The following is a 17324-nucleotide window of genomic DNA, read 5'->3' as shown; positions in this document are numbered from 1 at the left end:
TCGACTGTTTCTCGACTCGTGAGCACGGTGAGCTCAGTCGAGCCGGATCTCGACGGGTTCCGCGACGACGAGCGCAGTCGGTCCTGACACCATCTCGAGCACCGCGACGACACCGTAGGCGCCCGGGGCAAGCGACTCAGACGCGGAGCCTCGGCAGGCGAGCGTCGAGATCACCATCGGCAGTTCGTACGACTCGCCCGGCGCGAGGTCGAGTTCGAGGGCAGCGCCGTCTCGGGGCAGCTCGACTCCGACGACCGCGCCGTTCTGTGTGAGCACGGCGACGGCCGTCGCGGCCGTCAGCAGGGTCATCGCGTCGTCGCCCCGATTCACCAGCACGGCGATCGCGTCGATCGGCCCGGCATCGGCCGCGACCGTCGTGGCGATGCGCAGCTCGAGGGCCAGGGCTGAGTCGTCGATCTCGAGCGGCAGCGGTGCCGCGCCGCAGGCCACGATGTCAGCAAGGTCGGGGCCCGTCGTCCGCTCGTCCGCGCCGTCGGCGAGAGGGGCCGCTCCGCCCTCGGCCATGCCCGCCTCGAGGTCGGCCGACTCGCTCGCGGCAATGAGCACCGGCGGGGCCACGGCGGCGACCGCGAGGCCGCCGACGCCCAGCACGGCGACGACCGAGAGCGTGCCGACCGCCCACTGGCGCGGTCGACGTCGGGCGCGGGCGGCGCGCGTCACAGCATCCACGTCGATGGCGGATGCTCGGGGTGCGTTGGCGGCGGCGTCGTCGCGCAATGCCTGCCCCAGGTCATCGAAGCTGGCCATGGTGCTCCCTTCCGGGTTCGGTGAGAGCCGTGGCAAGTTTGGAGAGACCGTCGCTCAGATAGCGCTTGACCGCCCCCGAGCTGATGCCCAGTTCGGCCGCGATGTCGTCGACCTTCTGATCGCCGTAGTACCGCAGTACGACGCACGCGCGCTCGCGCGGGCTCAGCCCTGCGAGTTGCTTCTTGAGATCGATGCGGCGTTCGGCGCTGGCATCGGGCGACTCGATCGCGTCTCTCGCGACATGCAAGTGCGCCGTCGCCCGCCAGCGCGACGCGCGGCGGCCGCGGTCGATGTAGGCGCTCGCGATCGCCGTACGCACGTAGGCCTCAGCGCGGTCGATCGCGAAGCCGTTGCGCAGGCGCCCGAATGTCGCGACGAGTCCGGCTTGCACGAGATCGGCAGCATCATCGGGGTCTCCGCACAGCACGTAGGCGTAGCGCGTGAGGGCGTCTCCGCGCTCGGCGACGAGTGTCGCGAGCACGTTTTGCCATCCCGCACCGGCGGTCTGCGCCACGTGGTGGATCCTCTCTCGTCATCCGCGCGGGGCGCGGAATCCTGCACTGCTCTCACTGTCTCAGACGACGAGCGCTCTCGGAACGTTGGGGTGGCGCGGTTTCTTTCTCGGCCGAATCCTGCAACGCTGTGGCCGGACGCCGCGGCAGTGACGTCGGCGCCACCACCCCCATTAAAGGAGATACTCATGGCTGGACGAGTGAACGAACGCACTGCAAACTGGCGACTCTTCGGCGGAGGAGGCCTCATTCTGGGCGGCGTGCTCTGGCTCATCGTGGCGCTCGCCGGGGTCGGCGGAGCCCTCGGCACGTGGATGACGATCATCGCCTACCTCGCCCTGGCAGTCGCCGGCTTCATGCTGGCGTTCGGTCAGACCGGCTCGAACGGCGTCGTCGGTGGCTCGGTGCTCGGCAAGCTCGGGTTCGTCGCCTTCGGCGTCGGCTTCCTGCTGCTTGCGCTCGCACCCCTGTTGGGCTTCGCGGGCGTCACCCTGCCGTCTGTTCTCGCGACGGTAGCGATCGTGCTGATCGCGCTCGGAGCGATCGTCGGTGCCATCGTGGCCTACCAGAAGGGCGTCGCCCGAGGCATTGCACGCTGGATCTTCTTCGTGCCTGCCGTGCTCGCCGTGGTCTGGCTCTTCGTCACCCTGGGCTGGGTCGCGATCGGCGGCAACATCCTGGTGATCCTGCTGTCTCTCGCCCTCGCGGTCGCGGGCGTCGCCTACCTGCTCAACCGCAAGTAGCGCTCAGCTCACCTCAGCCCAGCTCGGCCTGCAGGCGCGTGCGCAGCAGGTCGAGCTGGCGGCTGAGCTCGCTCGGCATGCGGTCGCCGAACGTCGCGAAGAACGACTCGATGTCGTCGACCTCGTGCAAGAACGCCTCGGGGTCAACCCGGAAGAGCTCGGTCAGCGCGTCGGCGTCGAGGTCGAGACCGTCGACGTTGAGCGCGCCCTGAGCAGGCAGCGACCCTATCGGGGAGTCGACTGCCGTGCGGGTGCCGTCGAGGCGCCCGACCATCCACTCGAGAACGCGCGCGTTGTCGCCGAACCCAGGCCACAAGAACGAGCCGTCGGCACCCTTGCGGAACCAGTTGACCTGGAACACACGCGGCACCCGCGCCGAGCGGCGAAGACGCCGCCCGAAGTCGAGCCAGTGGCCGAAGTAGTCGGCCATGTTGTACCCGGCGAACGGCAGCATCGCGAACGGGTCGCGGCGCAGTTCGCCCACAGTGCCCTCGGCGGCCGCCGTCTGCTCAGAAGCGATCGTGGCGCCCATGAAGACACCGTGATCCCAGTCGCGCGCCTCTACCACCAAGGGCACGTTGCTGGCTCGGCGGCCGCCGAAGATGATGGCGTCGATGACGACGCCTGCCGGGTCATCCCAGTCGTCCGCGATGCTCGGGCACTGACGGGCTGACACGGTGAATCGAGCGTTCGGGTGCGCGGCAGGGGTTCCGCTGCCGGGAGTCCACGACTCGCCGCGCCAGTCGGTGAGGTGCGCCGGAGCGTCGTCACTCAGGCCCTCCCACCACACGTCGCCATCATCGGTGCGGGCGACGTTCGTGAAGATCGTGTTGCCCCAGAGGGCGTCGACGGCGGTCGGGTTGGTGCGCACGCCGGTTCCCGGCGCGACGCCGAAGAATCCGGCCTCGGGGTTGATGGCGCGCAGCCGGCCGTCGCTGCCGATCCACAGCCAGGCGATGTCGTCGCCGATGGTCTCGACCTTCCAGCCGGGCAGGTTCGGGGTCATCATGGCCATGTTGGTCTTGCCGCACGCGCTCGGGAAGGCGGCAGCGAGGTGGTACGCGCGGCCCGAAGGGGGAGTCACCTTGATGAGCAGCATGTGCTCGGCGAGCCACCCCTCGTCGCGGGCCATGACCGAGGCGATGCGCAGGGCGTAGGCCTTCTTGGCGAGAATCGCGTTGCCGCCGTAGGCCGAGCCGTACGACCAGATCTCACGAGTAGCCGGAAACTGCACGATGTACTTCGTGTCGTTGCAGGGCCAGGGCACGTCGGCCTCACCGGGAGCCAACGGTGCGCCGACGCTGTGCACGGCCGGAACCCAGGATGCTCCGCGCGCGATCGCCGCGAGTGCAGCATCCCCCATGCGGGTCATTGTCCCGATGCTCACGACGACGTAAGGCGAATCGGTGACCTGCACTCCGAAGCGGGCCATCGGCGAGCCGATCGGGCCCATGGCGAACGGCACGACGTACATCGTGCGGCCGCGCATGGCGCCGCGGAAGACGCCCTCGAGCTCGGCGCGCATCTCGGCCGGCTCGCGCCAGTTGTTGGTGGGGCCCGCATCGGCCGGATCGTCAGTACAGATGAAGGTGCGGCTCTCGAGCCGGGCGACATCGCTCTCGGCCGACCTGGCGAGGAACGAGTAGGGGCGCAGGTCAGGATTGAGCTGCTCGATCGTGCCGTTGGTCACGAGCAGTTGCAGCAGGTCGTGGCGCTCGCGGGTCGAACCGTCGACCCAGTGCACGGCGGCGGGCTGCAGGTGCTCAACGAGGCCGTCGACCCAGGTCGACACCTCGGCGGGGTACGAGCGCTCTGCACGAGAGGCAGCCGCGTCGGCGGTCTCCGAGTCGGTCGTGGTGGCCAGGGCGGGTCGATCGATCAGCGTCATGCTCGTCTCCCAGTACATCGGTTCGTGTGGTCGTGCAGTGCCGCAGTCAGTGAAGAAAACTGCTGTGTCTTCATCATGAGCGTGCGAGAGGAGTGGTTATCGCGAGTTCGACTGGAAAGAAAACGTGTTCTTTCGCTATCGTCAAGGCATGAGCGATCTCGTCACCCTCGGTCAGCGCATTCGCCACTACCGTTCGGCCGCCGGGCTCACGCTCGACCAGCTCGGCGAAAGGGTCGGCGTGGCCGGAAGTCAGCTGTCGCTCATGGAGAACGGCCGTCGTGAACCGCGCGTCACCCTGCTGACATCGATCGCCGATGCTCTCGACGTCGCGCTCGGCGATCTGCTCGACTCTGCCCCGCCGTCACCCCGTGCGGCGCTCGAGATCGAGCTCGAGAAGGCGCAGCGCGCGGCGCACTATGCGGCGCTCGGCCTGCCCGTGGTGCGAGCGGGCCGTTCGATGCCCGACGACGTGCTCGAGTCGATCGTCGGCCTGCACCGTGCTCTGCTCGACCGCGAGCGCCAGGCGATCGCGACGCCTGAAGAGGCTCGCCGCGCGAACACGGCGCAGCGCCTGCAGATGCGCACGCTCGACAATTACTTGCCCGAGATTGAAGAGCTCGCGCAGCAGGTCGTTGCCGAATCGGGTCACGTCAGCGGTGCCCTCACCCATCGCGAGGTCGGCCTCATGGCGCAGACCCTCGGCTTCGAGCTCGTCTACGTCAACGACCTGCCGCATTCGGCTCGATCGGTGACCGACCTCGACAACGGCCGCATCTACTTGCCGCCGGCGTCGATTCCGGGCGGGCACGGTCTGCGCTCGATGGCGCTGCAGGCCATCGCCCACCGTCTGCTGAACCACGAGGTTCCCCGCAGCTATGCCGAGTTCTTGCGGCAGCGCCTCGAGATCAACTACTTCGCGGCGGCCTGCCTCATGCCTCGCGACCAGTCAGTGGCCTTCCTCACCCAGGCGAAGGCCGAGCGAAACATCGCGGTCGAAGACTTCCGCGACGCCTTTGGGGTCACCCACGAGGCGGCGGCACTGCGGTTCACCAACCTCGCGTCGCGTCACCTCGATCTCACCGTGCACTTCATGCGCGTCGGCGGCGACGGCGCCGTCTACAAGGCTTATGAGAACGACGGTCTACGGCTGCCCGTCGACGTGACGGGGTCGACCGAGGGTCAGTTGGTCTGCCGCCGCTGGAGCGCCCGGGCGGCCTTCGCGCGCACCAACCGCACGACCGAGTACTACCAATACACCGACACCCCGGAGGGCACGTTCTGGGAGTCGACGCAGATCGGCTCCGGCACCGCCGACGAGTTCTCGATCACGGTCGGCGTGCCCTTCGCCGACTCGAAGTGGTTTCGTGGGCGCGACACGGTCAACCGTCATCGCTCGACGTGCCCCGACCCGTCATGCTGCCGCCGCCCCGACGGAGAGCTCGCCGATCGCTGGCAGGGCAAAGTCTGGACGAGCGCGAAGCTGCACGCGCACATCCTGTCTCCGTTGCCGAGCGGCACGTTTCCGGGCGTCGACGATCAAGAGCTCTATCGATTCCTGGATGCCCACGCGCAGTCGCCATCTGACCGCGACTGACCCTGCCCTGGCCGCGGAGGTCGCGCGTCAGTCCGCGGTCGTGGGCGTCGCCTTTGGCAGTCGGCGCACGCGCGCCCTGCGGCGACGACTGGGAATGAGCGACCGCATCTCTTCCATGTTGCCGAAGCAGAGAAGCCGGTCTTCAGCCTGCAGAACCTGACTCGTGCGCGGGTTGGGAATCACCGTGGTGCCGCGGTTGAGTGTGAGCACCGTGATGTCGCGGTCGAGGATGCCCGACTCGCCCAGCGTGCCCCCAACGATGTCAGCCCCCGCGTGTACGAAGAGCTCGGCGACGCCGTAGCCCGTCGACACGGCGAGACGCTGGCGAACGTCGATGTCCGGAAACGCCACCTCGTTCGAGATGTAGTCGATGATCGCGCCGGCCACGTCGAGCTTGGTGGCCGTCTCTATGCCCTGCAGGCCGGGGGAGGAGTTGACCTCCATGACGAGCGGCCCGTCGTCGCTTTCGAGCATGTCGACACCGGCGACCCGCAACCCCATGATCTGGGCCGATCGCACGGCGACCCGCGCGTAGTCGGCGGGCAGGTCGACCGATTCGACCGAGCCGCCGCGGTGCACGTTCGAGCGGAACTCGTCGCCGAGCGCGGTGCGACGCATCGCGGCCACGACCCGGTCGCCGACGACGAGCGCCCGAATGTCGCGACCCCGGCTCTCGGAAATGAAGCGCTGGATGAGCACGTTCTGGTTGGTCGAGTGCAGTGTCTCGATGATGGCCTCGGCGACTTTGACCTGCGGGGCGAGAATCACGCCGATGCCCTGGGTGCCCTCGAGCAGCTTGATGACGACCGGCGCACCACCGACGCGCTCGATCGCGGGCCGCACGTCGGCGCGGTTGCGTACGAAGGCGGTGGCAGGCATGGCGATGTTGTGCCGCGAGAGAATCTGCGTGGCCCGCAGCTTGTCGCGTGCGTTGCTGATGCCGTTGGCGGTGTTCGGAGTGAAGACATCCATCTGCTCGAACTGCCGCACGACGGCCGTGCCGAAGTAGGTGATCGAGCTACCGATGCGCGGCAGGATCGCGTCGTAGGTCGAGAGCGGTCGGCCGCGGAAGTTGAGGTCGGGCTCGGGCCCCGTGAGGTCGATCGCGAAGCGCAGGGTGTTGAGCACCTTGACCTCGTGGCCGCGGTCGACGGCGGCCGCACGCAGCCGCTGCGTCGAGTAGGCGCGCGGTGCACGAGAGAGAATGGCGATTTTCATGAGCGGCCCTGAGATGATGGCGAGGTGAGAGAGCCTGCCCATCTAAGCACCATCGCGGGGTGGCGCGAGTGGGTCGGTATTCCCAGCGCGAACGTGCCGTGGGTCAAGGCCAAACTCGACACGGGAGCGCGCACCTCGTCACTGCACGCCTTCGACATCGAGGTGGTCGACGAGGGCGGCGCGGAGCGTGTGCGGTTCTGGGTGAGGCCGTGGCAAGAATCGTCTGATGACGCGGTGCAAGTCGAATGCCCCATCCACGATCGGCGCACCGTGCGCAGCTCGTCAGGCCACACCGAAGAGCGCATCGTGGTGATGCTCGACATCACCATGCTCGGGCAACGGTTCGCGGCCGAGGTCACGTTGACCAATCGCGATGCGATGGGCTTCCGGATGCTCATCGGCCGTCAAGCGCTGCGCCGACGATTCATCGTCGACCCGTCGCGGTCGTTCCTCGGCGGGCGTGCCCCCAAAGAGGTGCGCCGCACCAACCGCGGCAAATGATGGCGACGCGGCGCTGCGCCGCAGGAGCGGTTCGGGCAACAAATGTCGAATGCGCGAAGCGCGACGACCGCGCTCGTCGCGCGGAAGCGGCGCTGCGCCGCAGGAGCGGCGGCGCAGCAATAGGCACAGCGCCCCCGACAGGATTCGAACCTGCGACCCTCAGTACCGGAAACTGATGCTCTATCCCCTGAGCTACGGAGGCTCGCTCAGCCTAGCGGTTCTCGTCGGGCAGATCGTGCCAGCACGGTCTCGCCTGCTGGGCAGCCTCGTGCCAGGCTGACTCCATGTCCTCCACCCGTCGCCGTGTCGCGTGCGAGATCGACGCCTCGCTCGGCGAGCCGACGGGCATCGTGCTCGCCGTGGCGGTCGCTGACGACGTGGGCCTGTCGATCGACGAGCGGCTCGAGGTGCGTGTCAACGATGAGCCTGTCGCCCTCGACGAGGTGCGCGGCCCTGGCGGCACTCGGTGGCACACCGCGCAGCTCGATGCGGGCATCCTGAGCGTGCGCTACGCGGCTACGGTCGAGGGTCGCGCGAGCGATCACACGGTGGCGCCGCTCGACCGCGTGCTCTACGTGCGGCCGAGCCGCTACGTGCAGAGCGACGAGTTGGCGGGGCCGCTGATCGACACCGAGATCATCGAGCGGCTGACCGAGCTGCCCGATGCCGAGCGCGTGATCGCCGCGCGCGACTGGGTCGCCGAGAACCTCGACTACGTCATCGGCTCGACGCAGCCGACCGACGGGCTGCCCGAGGTGCTCGCCACGGGCCAGGGCGTCTGCCGCGACTTCGCCCACGTGCTCGCGGGAGTGCTGCGGGCCACCGACCTGCCCGCGCGCATCGTCTCCGTTTATGCGCCGCAACTCGAGCCGATGGACTTTCACGCGGTCGTCGAAGCGGTGGTCGACGACGAGTGGGTCGTGCTCGATGCCACCGGGCTCGCCCCGCGCGAAAACATGCTGCGCATCGCGACCGGCCGAGATGCCGCTGACACCGCGTTTCTCGCCAACGACGGCTCGGCGCTCGAGCTCATCCGCATCACCGTCACGGCTGATGCAGACGAGCTCGTGGTCGAAGACCCGGGCGTGCGCGTGCATCTCGGTTGAGCAGCGCGAGGCTCGCAGTGCTGCGCGGGTAGGCTCGATCATCGTGAATCCCGACCAGCTCGCCGCCGCTCTGCTCACCGTCGTCGTCAGCGCGGTCGAGCGACGAGACGCGGCTGCCGCCGGTGGGTTGACGGTCGCCGACATCGCGCTCGAGCGTCCGCGCAATCGTGACCACGGCGACTGGGCGACGTCGGTCGCGCTCAAGACGGCGAAGACGATCGGGATGCCCCCGCGTGCTTTCGCGGACGAGCTCGTGCCCGGCATCCTGGCCATTGACGGTGTGGCTGCCGTCGACGTCGCCGGGCCGGGTTTTGTGAACATCCGTCTCGAAGCCGGTGCGGCGGGCGAACTCGCTCGCACGATCGTCGAGGCGGGCGACGCATACGGCCACACCGAGGCGCTCGCCGGGCAGACCATCAATCTCGAGTTCGTCTCCGCGAACCCGACCGGCCCGCTGCACATCGGTCACACCCGCTGGGCTGCGCTGGGCGACTCGCTCGCTCGCGTGCTGAAGGCCAGCGGTGCTGAAGTGGCGAGCGAGTTCTACATCAACGACGCCGGCGTGCAGATGGACCTCTTCGGCGAATCGGTGCTCGCCGCGGCGCTCGGCGAGCCCGCGCCCGAGAACGGCTACCCGGGCCAGTACATCGCCGACCTGGGGGCGCGAGCCCTGACCGAGCATCCCGATCTCGAGACGATGCCGCGCGAGCAGGCCGTCGAGCTCGTGCGCGAACTGGCGTACGGCTGGCAACTCGCCGAGATTCGCGATTCGCTCGCCGCGTTTAACGTGAGCTTCGACGTGTGGTTCAGCGAGCGCCAGCTGCACGAACCGGCGGGTTCCAGTCCGATCGATCAGGCGGTCGACCGGTTGCGTGCGCAAGGCCATGTCTTCGACCTCGATGATGCGATCTGGGTGCGCACGACCGACTTCGGCGACGACAAAGACCGCGTCATCAAGCGGGGCAACGGGGTCTACACCTACTTCGCGGCCGACGCGGCCTACTACCTGTCGAAGCGCGATCGCGGCTTCGGCCACACGATCTACTTGCTGGGCGCCGACCACCACGGCTACGTGCACCGCCTCAAGGCGCTCGCCGGAGCCGCGGGAGACGACCCCGACCGCGACATCGAGGTGCTCATCGGGCAGCTCGTGAGCATCAACGGTGCTCGACTCAGCAAGCGAGCGGGCAACATCATCGAGCTCAACGACCTGCGCGCGTGGCTCGGCACCGACGCTCTGCGGTTCTCGCTCGCGCGCTACCCGGCCGACTCTCCGCTCACCCTCGACCCCGAGCTGCTGCAGAAGCGCACCAACGACAACCCGGTGTTCTATGTGCAGTACGCCCACGCCCGCACCCATCAGGTCGCGCGCAATGCGGCGGCTGCGGGTGTCACCCGTGAGCAGTTCGACGCATCGCAGCTCATCGACGAGACCGAGAGCGTGCTGCTCGGCGCTCTCGCTGAGTTTCCGCGCATCGTGGCACAGGCCGCGACTTTGCGCGAGCCCCACCGCGTCGCGCGCTATCTCGAAGAGCTCGCCGCGTCGTACCACCGCTGGTACGACACCTGCAGGGTCGCACCACAGGGCGACGAGCCCGTGCAGCCCGTGCACAGTGCGCGACTGTGGCTCAGCGATGCCGCCGGGCAAGTGCTGCGCAACGGCCTGACGCTCATCGGCGTCTCGGCACCCGAAAGGATGTAGTCATGCCCGACGAGCAGCAGGAAGCCGTCTACGTCGAAACGCCCGCCCCGAAGCGTCGTCGCACCGGCCTCGTCGTCGGGCTTGTGCTGCTGGGCGTCGTCATTGTGCTCGCGATCGTTGCCGTGATCGCCGAGTCGCTCGCCCGCCAGCAGGCCTCGGCACTCATCGCCGATCAGGTGCGGCAGGCGCTCGCACTCGAGCCCGAGCATCCCGTCGATGTTGTGATCGAAGGCCCGCCCGTGCTCTGGCAGGCCGCAGGCGGTGAGCTCGAAGCAGTGCAGATCGAGGTCGAGCGCGTGGCGTTCGGCGAACTCGTCGGCGACCTGTCGTTGCGCGCGACGGGCACCCCGCTCGACCCGCAGCAGCCGACTGACTCGCTCAGCGCCGTCTACCGCGTGGCCGAGGTCGACGTGGCGGCGCTGGCAGGGTTCTTCTCCGGCGTCGTCGTGACCGACGTGCAGCTCGATGATCGCGAGGTGCGGTTCGAGACCGGCTTCGAGATCTTCGGCGTGCAGTTCTCGATCGGCATCGGCGTTACTCCGACCGTCGAGAACGGGCAGCTGGCCTTCAGCCCCTCGAGCATCGTCATCAACGACCAGGTGATCGACGCCGCCGATCTGCAGAGCCAGTTCGGGGGGCTCGTCGAGCCGCTGCTCGCCACGCAGCGCGTCTGCGTCGCGCAGTATCTTCCCGAAGCTCTCGAGCTCACCGCGGTGCAGGTCGGCGACGACCAGTTGCTCGTCGTGTTCACCGCCGACGACGTCGCCCTAGGCGGCGAGAGCTTCTCGACCCGCGGAATCTGCCCCTAGCAGAGACGACTCTCGAGCGAGGTCACACCTCGATCTGCTGGCCTTGCTCGGGCGTGATCACCGTGAGGTCGAGCTCACGCTCGATGCGCAGTCTCAAGGCATCGACCGACCCTGGTTCACCGTGGTTCAGCGCGACGCGGGTGCCGGGCGATGCTCCTGATGCCAACCAGCGCAGAACGCCATCGGCGTCAGCGTGCGCCGACATGCTCTGTAGCTGCACGACTTCTGCCCGAATCGGCACGTCGCGCCCGAAGATGCGCAGTTCGTCGGCCCCGCCAGCGAGCGCACCGCCGCGGGTGCCCGGAGCCTGGTACCCCGTGAGCAGAATCGCGTTGCGCGGGTCGTCGCCGTAGGCAGCGATGTGGTGCAGCACGCGACCACCCGTGAGCATGCCGCTCGCCGAGATGATGATCATCGGTCCGCCTCGCAGGTTGAGCAGTTTCGAGTCATCGACCGAGCTCACCATGGTGGCCAGCTCGTACATCTCGGCGTAGTCGCGATCGTCGATGCGGTGCTCTTCGGGGTGGGCGCGATACAGCGCTGTGGCGTCGACAGCCATCGGGCTGTTGAGGTAGATCGGCACCGCGCCGATCGCGCCCCGTCGGCGCAGGCGCGCCAAGTGCAGCAGCAGAGCCTGTGCGCGGCCGACCGCGAACGCCGGAATGATCACGACGCCGCCCCGTTTTGCGACCCGCGCCACTACTTCGCCGAGCTCGTCTTCGGGGTTCGCATCGGGGTGCTGCCGGTCGCCGTAGGTCGACTCGGCCACCACCAGCTGGGCAGGTTCGAGAGCGGCAGGCGCACGCATGAGCGCGTCGTCGTCGCGTCCGAGGTCTCCCGAGAAGTGCACCGTGCGCCCGCGACTGGTCAGGCGCGCCTGCGCTGCGCCAAGAATGTGACCCGCCGCGACGAATCGTGCCGTCAGGTCGGCGCTGCCGTGGCCGGAGGCGAGGTCGATCTCAGTGTCGAAGGGGCGCGGCACGAGCGACTCGAGTGCTCGTTCGGCATCGGCGACCGTGTACAGCGGTGTCGGTTTCTCGTGCCTCGAGTACTTCTTGCGCTGCGCGAAGCGCGCTTCTTCTTCGAGCAGATAGCCCGAGTCGGGCAGCAGCAGTCCCAGCAGTTCTGCCGTTCCAGGTGTGCAGAACACCGGACCGTGAAAGCCATCGCGCACGAGCGCGGGTAGGTAGCCGGTGTGATCGAGGTGCGCATGGGTGAGCACGACAGCATCGATGCTCTCGGGCGGCACCGGAAAAGGTGCGCGGTTGCGCAGGCGCAACTGCTTGTAGCCCTGAAAGAGCCCGCAGTCGACCAGCACGCGACGATCGTCGACCTCGACAATCGTTCTCGACCCGGTCACGGTGCCCACGGCGCCCCAGAACTGCACGTTCATCGGCTCAGACATGTCGCCTCTTTTCGGCGGCCTCGTCGACGAATCCGCCACCGTCAGTGTCGCGCGACGATGGTGGCGCCACCAGGGTCGAGAGTCCCGATTCTGCGTCGGTACACTGGAATCGGCTTCAGGGACCAATCCGGGTTCGCTCGCCTCACTCTGCTGCAGACCCCCGTGAGGTGCTCGTGTCCGTCAACCCGCTCGCTCCGTCGTGGCTCGGCGACCCCGCCGACGCGCACGACCTCGCGCCGCAGTTGTGGCCGGTGACGGCGCAACGCGACGACTCGGGGGCGCTCAGCATCGGGAGAGTCTCGGCCCTCGACCTCGCGGCCCGCTACGGCACACCGCTGTACGTCGTCGATGAGCGGGATGCTCGCGAGCGAGCATCCCGAACCCTCAACGCGTTTCGGGCGGCGGCCGAGCGCCACGGCACCACAGCGACCGTCTATTACGCGGGCAAGGCGTTCTTGAGTGCAGAGGTGGCCCGCTGGATGACGGCGGCGGGCCTCAACATCGACGTGGCCAGCGGCGGAGAGCTCGCGGTCGCCCTTGCCGCGGGCACCGACCCCGCCCGCCTCGGACTGCACGGCAACAACAAGTCGCTCGCCGAGATCGATCGGGCCGTTTCGGCAGGCGTCGGCGCGATCGTCATCGACTCGCTGCTCGAGATCGAGCGCGTGGCGACGGCGGCCCGCGCGCACGGCCGAGTGCAGCCAGTGCGGCTGCGCATCAACTCGGGCGTGCACGCGCACACGCACGAGTACCTCGCGACAGCGCGCGAAGACCAGAAGTTCGGCATTCCGCTGGCCGAGGCGCCCGCCGCGGTGGCGCAGATCCGCGCCCACGATTCGCTGAGCTTCCTCGGACTCCACTCGCACATCGGCTCGCAGATTCTCGTCGTCGACGGCTTTCTCGAGGCCGCGCGCCGACTGCTTGCCCTGCACGCCGAGCTGCTCGCCGGGGGAGACGTGCCCGAGCTCAACCTCGGCGGCGGATTCGGCATCGCCTACGTCGACAGCGATGAGGCGCCTCCGATCGAGCAGGTTGCCGACGCGCTCGTCGCGGCTGTCGACGAGGTGCGGCGCGAGCTCGGCATCCCGATGCCGCACCTGGCGGTCGAGCCGGGCCGGTCGATCATCGGGCCCGCGGGCGTCACGCTCTACACGGTCGGCACCACGAAAGATGTCGTCGTGAGCCTCGACGAGAGCGGCGAGCAGTCGGCCGTGCGGCGCTACGTGAGCGTCGACGGCGGCATGAGCGACAACGCGCGGCCGGCGCTCTACGGCGCCGACTACAGCGTGCGCCTCGCGGGCCGAGTCTCGAGCGCCGAGCCCGTGCTCGTGCGCCTCGCCGGCAAGCACTGCGAGAGCGGCGACATCGTCGTGCAGGCCGACTACCTGCCGAGCGATGTCGCGCCTGATGACCTCGTGGCCGTGCCCGCGACGGGCGCTTACTGTTTCTCGCTCGCCAGCAACTACAACTACCTCACCCGCCCCGCGGTCGTCGCCGTTCGCGACGGCGAGCACCGCGTCATCGTGCACGGCGAGACGGTCGACGACCTGCTGCGCAGAGATGCCGTGCTGCATCCTCACCCCCAAGGAGACACCCCGTGATCGAGTACCGCAACCTCCGCGTCGCCCTGCTCGGTGCCGGTAGCGTCGGCGCCCAGGTGGCCGATCAGCTGCTCACGCACCGCGACGAGCTCGCCGCCCGCATCGGCGCCGGCATCGAACTGGTCGGCGTCGCGGTGCGCGATGTGGATGCTCCGCGCGACACCGTCTTCCCGCGCGAGCTGCTCACCACCGACGCCGAGTCGCTCATTCTGGGCTCCGACATCGTCGTCGAGCTCATGGGCGGGCTCGAGCCAGCGCGCACCCTGATTCTGCAGGCCCTGAACTCGGGCGCCGATGTCATCACCGCCAACAAGGCGCTGCTCGCCACCCATGGTCCTGAACTCTTCGAGGCGGCCGAGCAGGTCGGCGCACAGCTGTACTACGAGGCCGCCGTCGGCGGGGCGATCCCCATCATCCGCCCGCTGCGCGATTCGCTCGCCGGCGACCGAGTCGAGCGCATCCTGGGCATCGTCAACGGCACGACCAACTTCATCCTCGACCTCATGGATACGCGCGGCGAGACCATGGAGAACGCGCTCGCGATCGCGACCGAGCTCGGCTATGCCGAGGCCGACCCGACGGCCGATATCGGCGGCTACGACGCGGCGCAGAAGGCAGGCATTCTCGCAAGCCTCGCGTTCCACACTCTTGTGCCCGCCGACGCCGTCTACCGCGAGGGCATCACCGAGGTCACGCTCGAGCAGGTCGTCGCGGCACGCAAGGCGGGCTACGTCGTCAAGCTGCTCGCGATCTGCGAGCGGCTCACCGACCCCGCGACGGGTATCGAGGGCGTGAGCGCCCGCGTGCACCCCGCCCTGATTCCTGACACGCACCCTCTCGCCGCGGTGCACGGTGCCAACAACGCGGTCTTCGTCGAAGCCGAGGCCGCCGGCCCGCTCATGTTCTACGGCGCAGGCGCTGGGGGCATCCAGACCGCTTCGGCCGTGCTCGGCGACGTCGTCTCGGCAGCGCGTCGGCACGTCGTCGGCGGCCCGGGCGTCGCGGAGAGCACGCACGCTGATCTGCCCGTGCTGCCCATGAGCGCCGTGACCACGCGTTACCAGATCACGCTCGTCGTCGTCGACGAGCCGGGCGTGCTCGCGGGCATTGCGGCGCTCTTCCAGAACCACGGTGTCTCGGTCGAGACCGTGCAGCAGTCGGTGGCGAGCCGTGACGCGGCCGGACACCCTGAAGCCTCAGACGCGGCTACCCTGGTGATCGGCACTCACGCAGCGTCGGAGGCCGACCTCGCCGCAACGGTCGCGGCACTGACCACCAGCAGCGTCGTCCACTCGGTGACGAGCGTGCTGCGAGTAGAAGGACTCTGAATGGCCACGCAATGGCGGGGACTCCTGCACGAATACGCCGATCGCCTCGATGTCTCCGACGCGACGCCGATCATCACGCTCGGCGAGGGCGGCACGCCGCTCATTCCGGCCCCCTACCTCTCTGAGCGCACGGGCGCGAAGGTCTTCGTCAAGTTCGAGGGCATGAACCCTACGGGCTCGTTCAAAGACCGCGGCATGACGATGGCCATCTCGAAAGCCGTCGAGCACGGTGCGAAGGCCGTCATCTGCGCCTCGACCGGCAACACCTCGGCCTCGGCCGCCGCCTACGCGACGCACGCAGGCATCACCGCGGCCGTGCTCGTGCCCGAGGGCAAGATCGCGCTCGGCAAGCTGAGCCAGGCCATCGCCCACAAGGCCGAGCTCATTCAGATCGAAGGCAACTTCGACGACTGCCTTGACATCGCGCGCGACCTCTCGTCGAACTACCCCGTGCACCTCGTCAACTCGGTCAACCCCGACCGCATCGAGGGGCAGAAGACGGCGGCCTTCGAGATCGTCGAGGTGCTGCACGACGCCCCCGACTTCCACATCGTGCCCGTGGGCAACGCGGGCAACTACACCGCGTACCACCGCGGCTACCGCGAAGAGCTCGACCGCGGTGCCACGACGCGCATGCCGCGCATGCTGGGCTTCCAGGCCGCCGGCAGTGCGCCGATCGTGCTCGGCGAGCCGGTCAAGAAGCCCGAGACGATCGCGAGCGCGATCCGCATCGGCAACCCCGCGTCGTGGGAGCTCGCGCTCGTCGCGCGCGACGACAGCAACGGCTACTTCGGCGCCATCTCCGACGAGCACATCCTCGTCGCCCACCGCTTGCTCTCGCAGGAGGTCGGCATCTTCGTCGAGCCCGCTTCGGCGATCTCGGTGGCGGGCCTGCTCGAGCGGTCAGAGGCCGGGATGATCCCCGCGGGCTCCACGGTCGTGCTCACGGTCACCGGCCACGGGCTGAAAGACCCGCAGTGGGCTCTCAAGGGCGCTGACGGCGTCGACGTGTCGCCGACAGTCGTACCGGTCGATACCGCCGAGGTCGCCTCGGTGCTGGGGCTGAAGAAGGTCAGCGCGTGAGCGGCGCCGCTTCGACCACGATCGACCCGCGCCTCGCTGGTCGCCGCGTGCTCGTGAAGGTTCCGGCGACCACCGCCAACCTCGGCCCCGGCTTCGACACACTCGGGCTTGCCCTGTCGGTCTACGACGAGCTCGAGGTGAGTGTGCGCGACGAACCGGGCGCTCTCGTCGAGGTGCACGGCGTGGGCGAGGGCGAAGTGCCCACCGACGCGTCGAACCTCGTGGTGCGCTCGATTCTGCACACCTTCGAGAAGCACGGCGTCACGGCTCCCGGTCTGCACCTTGTCGCCCGCAACGTCATTCCGCACGGTCGCGGCATGGGCTCGTCGGGCGCGGCCATCGTCGCCGGGGTCATGGCGGCCAAAGGCTTGCTCGACGGAATCGTCGAACTCGGGCCGGATGACCTGCTCGCACGAGCAACCGAGCTCGAAGGGCACCCTGACAATGTTGCTCCCGCGTTGTTCGGCGGCCTCACGATCGCCTGGGTCACGACTGAAGGCCCGCAGCACAAGCGGCTGACCGTGCACCGCGGCGTCTCGTTGCTCGTCGCTGTGCCGGTCGAGAGCACGATGTCGACGGCGCTCGCGCGCTCGCTGCAGCCCGAGTCGGTGCCGCACCAGGATGCGATCTTCAACGTTTCGCGGTCGGCGCTGCTCATCGCCGCGCTCATCCAAAGCCCCGAACTGCTGCACGCCGCCACCGAAGACAAGCTGCACCAGAGCTACCGCGCCAGCGCCATGCCTGAGACCAACGCCCTCATCCAGGTGCTGCGCGAGCACGGCCTCGCGGCGGTCGTCTCCGGGGCCGGACCCTCGGTGCTCGTGCTCTGCAGCGACCCCTCGCAGCGGCTGCTCGCGGCCGAGCTCATCGAGAAGCACGCCACCACGCCGTGGGAATCGCACATGCTGGCCGTCGATTTCAAGGGTGCTACAGTGGTCACGCATCCGGCCGAGGCCGCGGCATAGCCCGCAGACTCCCCGAGCATCACCAGCAGCTCCGCTGCTTCCACCCGCATCTCGCTGCAACTGTGCTCACGACACCGACACCGGTCTCTCGCACGACATCG

15 protein-coding genes and 1 tRNA gene are annotated in these 17324 nt (G+C 68.6%); 10 read left to right on the top strand and 6 right to left on the bottom strand.

The window, feature by feature from the left end; all coding sequences use genetic code 11:
• Positions 1-33: 33 nt before the first annotated feature.
• Entirely contained in the window at positions 34-768 is a 735-nt protein-coding gene (locus tag KL788_RS04290; protein WP_293168819.1) for a hypothetical protein, read from the bottom strand.
• Positions 752-1282 carry a sigma-70 family RNA polymerase sigma factor gene (locus KL788_RS04285; protein ID WP_293168817.1) on the bottom strand — a complete coding sequence of 177 codons (531 nt, stop codon included), beginning with the start codon at positions 1280-1282 and terminating at the stop codon, positions 752-754. The genes KL788_RS04290 and KL788_RS04285 overlap by 17 nt, the downstream gene beginning before the upstream one ends.
• 186 nt (positions 1283-1468) lie before the next feature.
• Here KL788_RS04285 and KL788_RS04280 point away from each other — a divergent pair, with 186 nt between their 5' ends.
• Positions 1469-2023 carry a hypothetical protein gene (locus tag KL788_RS04280; protein WP_293168815.1) on the top strand — a complete coding sequence of 185 codons (555 nt, stop codon included), beginning with the start codon at positions 1469-1471 and terminating at the stop codon, positions 2021-2023.
• Between the two features lie 13 nt (positions 2024-2036).
• Here the strand turns inward: KL788_RS04280 and KL788_RS04275 are convergent, their stop codons facing one another.
• A complete protein-coding gene (locus KL788_RS04275; protein ID WP_293168813.1) occupies positions 2037-3911 on the bottom strand; it encodes a phosphoenolpyruvate carboxykinase (GTP) in 1875 nt (624 codons plus the stop codon).
• 148 nt (positions 3912-4059) lie between these two features.
• Here KL788_RS04275 and KL788_RS04270 point away from each other — a divergent pair, with 148 nt between their 5' ends.
• Positions 4060-5505, top strand: a complete 1446-nt coding sequence (locus KL788_RS04270) for a helix-turn-helix domain-containing protein (RefSeq protein WP_293168811.1) — start codon at positions 4060-4062, stop codon at positions 5503-5505.
• 27 nt (positions 5506-5532) lie between these two features.
• Here the strand turns inward: KL788_RS04270 and KL788_RS04265 are convergent, their stop codons facing one another.
• A complete protein-coding gene (locus KL788_RS04265; RefSeq protein ID WP_293173152.1) occupies positions 5533-6723 on the bottom strand; it encodes a RimK family alpha-L-glutamate ligase in 1191 nt (396 codons plus the stop codon).
• 24 nt (positions 6724-6747) lie between these two features.
• Between KL788_RS04265 and KL788_RS04260 the strand changes: the two genes are divergently transcribed.
• Positions 6748-7224, top strand: coding sequence for an ATP-dependent zinc protease family protein (locus tag KL788_RS04260; protein ID WP_293168810.1), 477 nt, complete (start codon positions 6748-6750; stop codon positions 7222-7224).
• 129 nt (positions 7225-7353) lie between these two features.
• Here KL788_RS04260 and KL788_RS04255 read toward each other — a convergent pair.
• Positions 7354-7426 (bottom strand) — tRNA-Arg (locus tag KL788_RS04255).
• A gap of 82 nt (positions 7427-7508) precedes the next feature.
• Here KL788_RS04255 and KL788_RS04250 point away from each other — a divergent pair.
• The 3 genes from KL788_RS04250 to KL788_RS04240 are packed head-to-tail and all read left to right on the top strand — an operon-like array spanning position 7509 to position 10841.
• The gene (locus KL788_RS04250) at positions 7509-8330 is read left to right on the top strand and encodes a transglutaminase-like domain-containing protein (RefSeq protein WP_293168808.1); all 822 of its coding nucleotides are present in this window, start codon (positions 7509-7511) and stop codon (positions 8328-8330) included.
• 43 nt (positions 8331-8373) lie between these two features.
• Positions 8374-10032 carry an arginine--tRNA ligase gene (gene argS / locus KL788_RS04245; RefSeq protein WP_293168806.1) on the top strand — a complete coding sequence of 553 codons (1659 nt, stop codon included), beginning with the start codon at positions 8374-8376 and terminating at the stop codon, positions 10030-10032.
• A gap of 2 nt (positions 10033-10034) precedes the next feature.
• Positions 10035-10841: an LmeA family phospholipid-binding protein gene (locus KL788_RS04240; RefSeq protein ID WP_293168804.1), complete on the top strand. Its 807-nt coding sequence runs from the start codon at positions 10035-10037 to the stop codon at positions 10839-10841.
• 22 nt (positions 10842-10863) lie between these two features.
• Here KL788_RS04240 and KL788_RS04235 read toward each other — a convergent pair whose 3' ends face one another.
• A complete protein-coding gene (locus KL788_RS04235) occupies positions 10864-12246 on the bottom strand; it encodes an MBL fold metallo-hydrolase (protein WP_293168802.1) in 1383 nt (460 codons plus the stop codon).
• Positions 12247-12419: 173 nt separating this feature from the next.
• Here KL788_RS04235 and lysA point away from each other — a divergent pair, with 173 nt between their 5' ends.
• Genes lysA through thrB form a run of 4 tightly spaced genes read left to right on the top strand, consistent with a single transcriptional unit; the run spans position 12420 to position 17223 of the window.
• Entirely contained in the window at positions 12420-13847 is a 1428-nt protein-coding gene (lysA, locus tag KL788_RS04230; protein WP_293168800.1) for a diaminopimelate decarboxylase, read from the top strand.
• Entirely contained in the window at positions 13844-15175 is a 1332-nt protein-coding gene (locus tag KL788_RS04225; RefSeq protein ID WP_293168798.1) for a homoserine dehydrogenase, read from the top strand. Before lysA ends, KL788_RS04225 begins: the two co-directional genes overlap by 4 nt.
• On the top strand, positions 15176-16258 hold the full coding sequence (gene thrC / locus KL788_RS04220; protein WP_293168796.1) for a threonine synthase: 1083 nt from the start codon (positions 15176-15178) through the stop codon (positions 16256-16258).
• The gene (gene thrB / locus KL788_RS04215; protein ID WP_293168794.1) at positions 16255-17223 is read left to right on the top strand and encodes a homoserine kinase; all 969 of its coding nucleotides are present in this window, start codon (positions 16255-16257) and stop codon (positions 17221-17223) included. The genes thrC and thrB overlap by 4 nt, the downstream gene beginning before the upstream one ends.
• Positions 17224-17324 lie beyond the last annotated feature (101 nt).

The sequence above is a fragment of the Microcella sp. genome (assembly GCF_019739195.1).
In the GTDB taxonomy this organism is placed as follows: domain Bacteria; phylum Actinomycetota; class Actinomycetes; order Actinomycetales; family Microbacteriaceae; genus Microcella.
This window is presented reverse-complemented; position numbering and strand designations above follow the sequence as displayed.

Excerpts from the sequence above, each read along its gene's own strand:
- KL788_RS04275 (WP_293168813.1), bottom strand. The coding sequence starts at position 3,911 with ATGACGCTGATCGATCGACCCGCCCTGGCCACCACGACCGACTCGGAG.
- KL788_RS04290 (WP_293168819.1), bottom strand. The coding sequence starts at position 768 with ATGGCCAGCTTCGATGACCTGGGGCAGGCATTGCGCGACGACGCCGCC.
- KL788_RS04270 (WP_293168811.1), top strand. The coding sequence starts at position 4,060 with ATGAGCGATCTCGTCACCCTCGGTCAGCGCATTCGCCACTACCGTTCG.
- KL788_RS04240 (WP_293168804.1), top strand. The coding sequence starts at position 10,035 with ATGCCCGACGAGCAGCAGGAAGCCGTCTACGTCGAAACGCCCGCCCCG.
- KL788_RS04280 (WP_293168815.1), top strand. The coding sequence starts at position 1,469 with ATGGCTGGACGAGTGAACGAACGCACTGCAAACTGGCGACTCTTCGGC.
- KL788_RS04265 (WP_293173152.1), bottom strand. The coding sequence starts at position 6,723 with ATGAAAATCGCCATTCTCTCTCGTGCACCGCGCGCCTACTCGACGCAG.
- KL788_RS04250 (WP_293168808.1), top strand. The coding sequence starts at position 7,509 with ATGTCCTCCACCCGTCGCCGTGTCGCGTGCGAGATCGACGCCTCGCTC.
- KL788_RS04235 (WP_293168802.1), bottom strand. The coding sequence starts at position 12,246 with ATGTCTGAGCCGATGAACGTGCAGTTCTGGGGCGCCGTGGGCACCGTG.
- thrC (WP_293168796.1), top strand. The coding sequence starts at position 15,176 with ATGGCCACGCAATGGCGGGGACTCCTGCACGAATACGCCGATCGCCTC.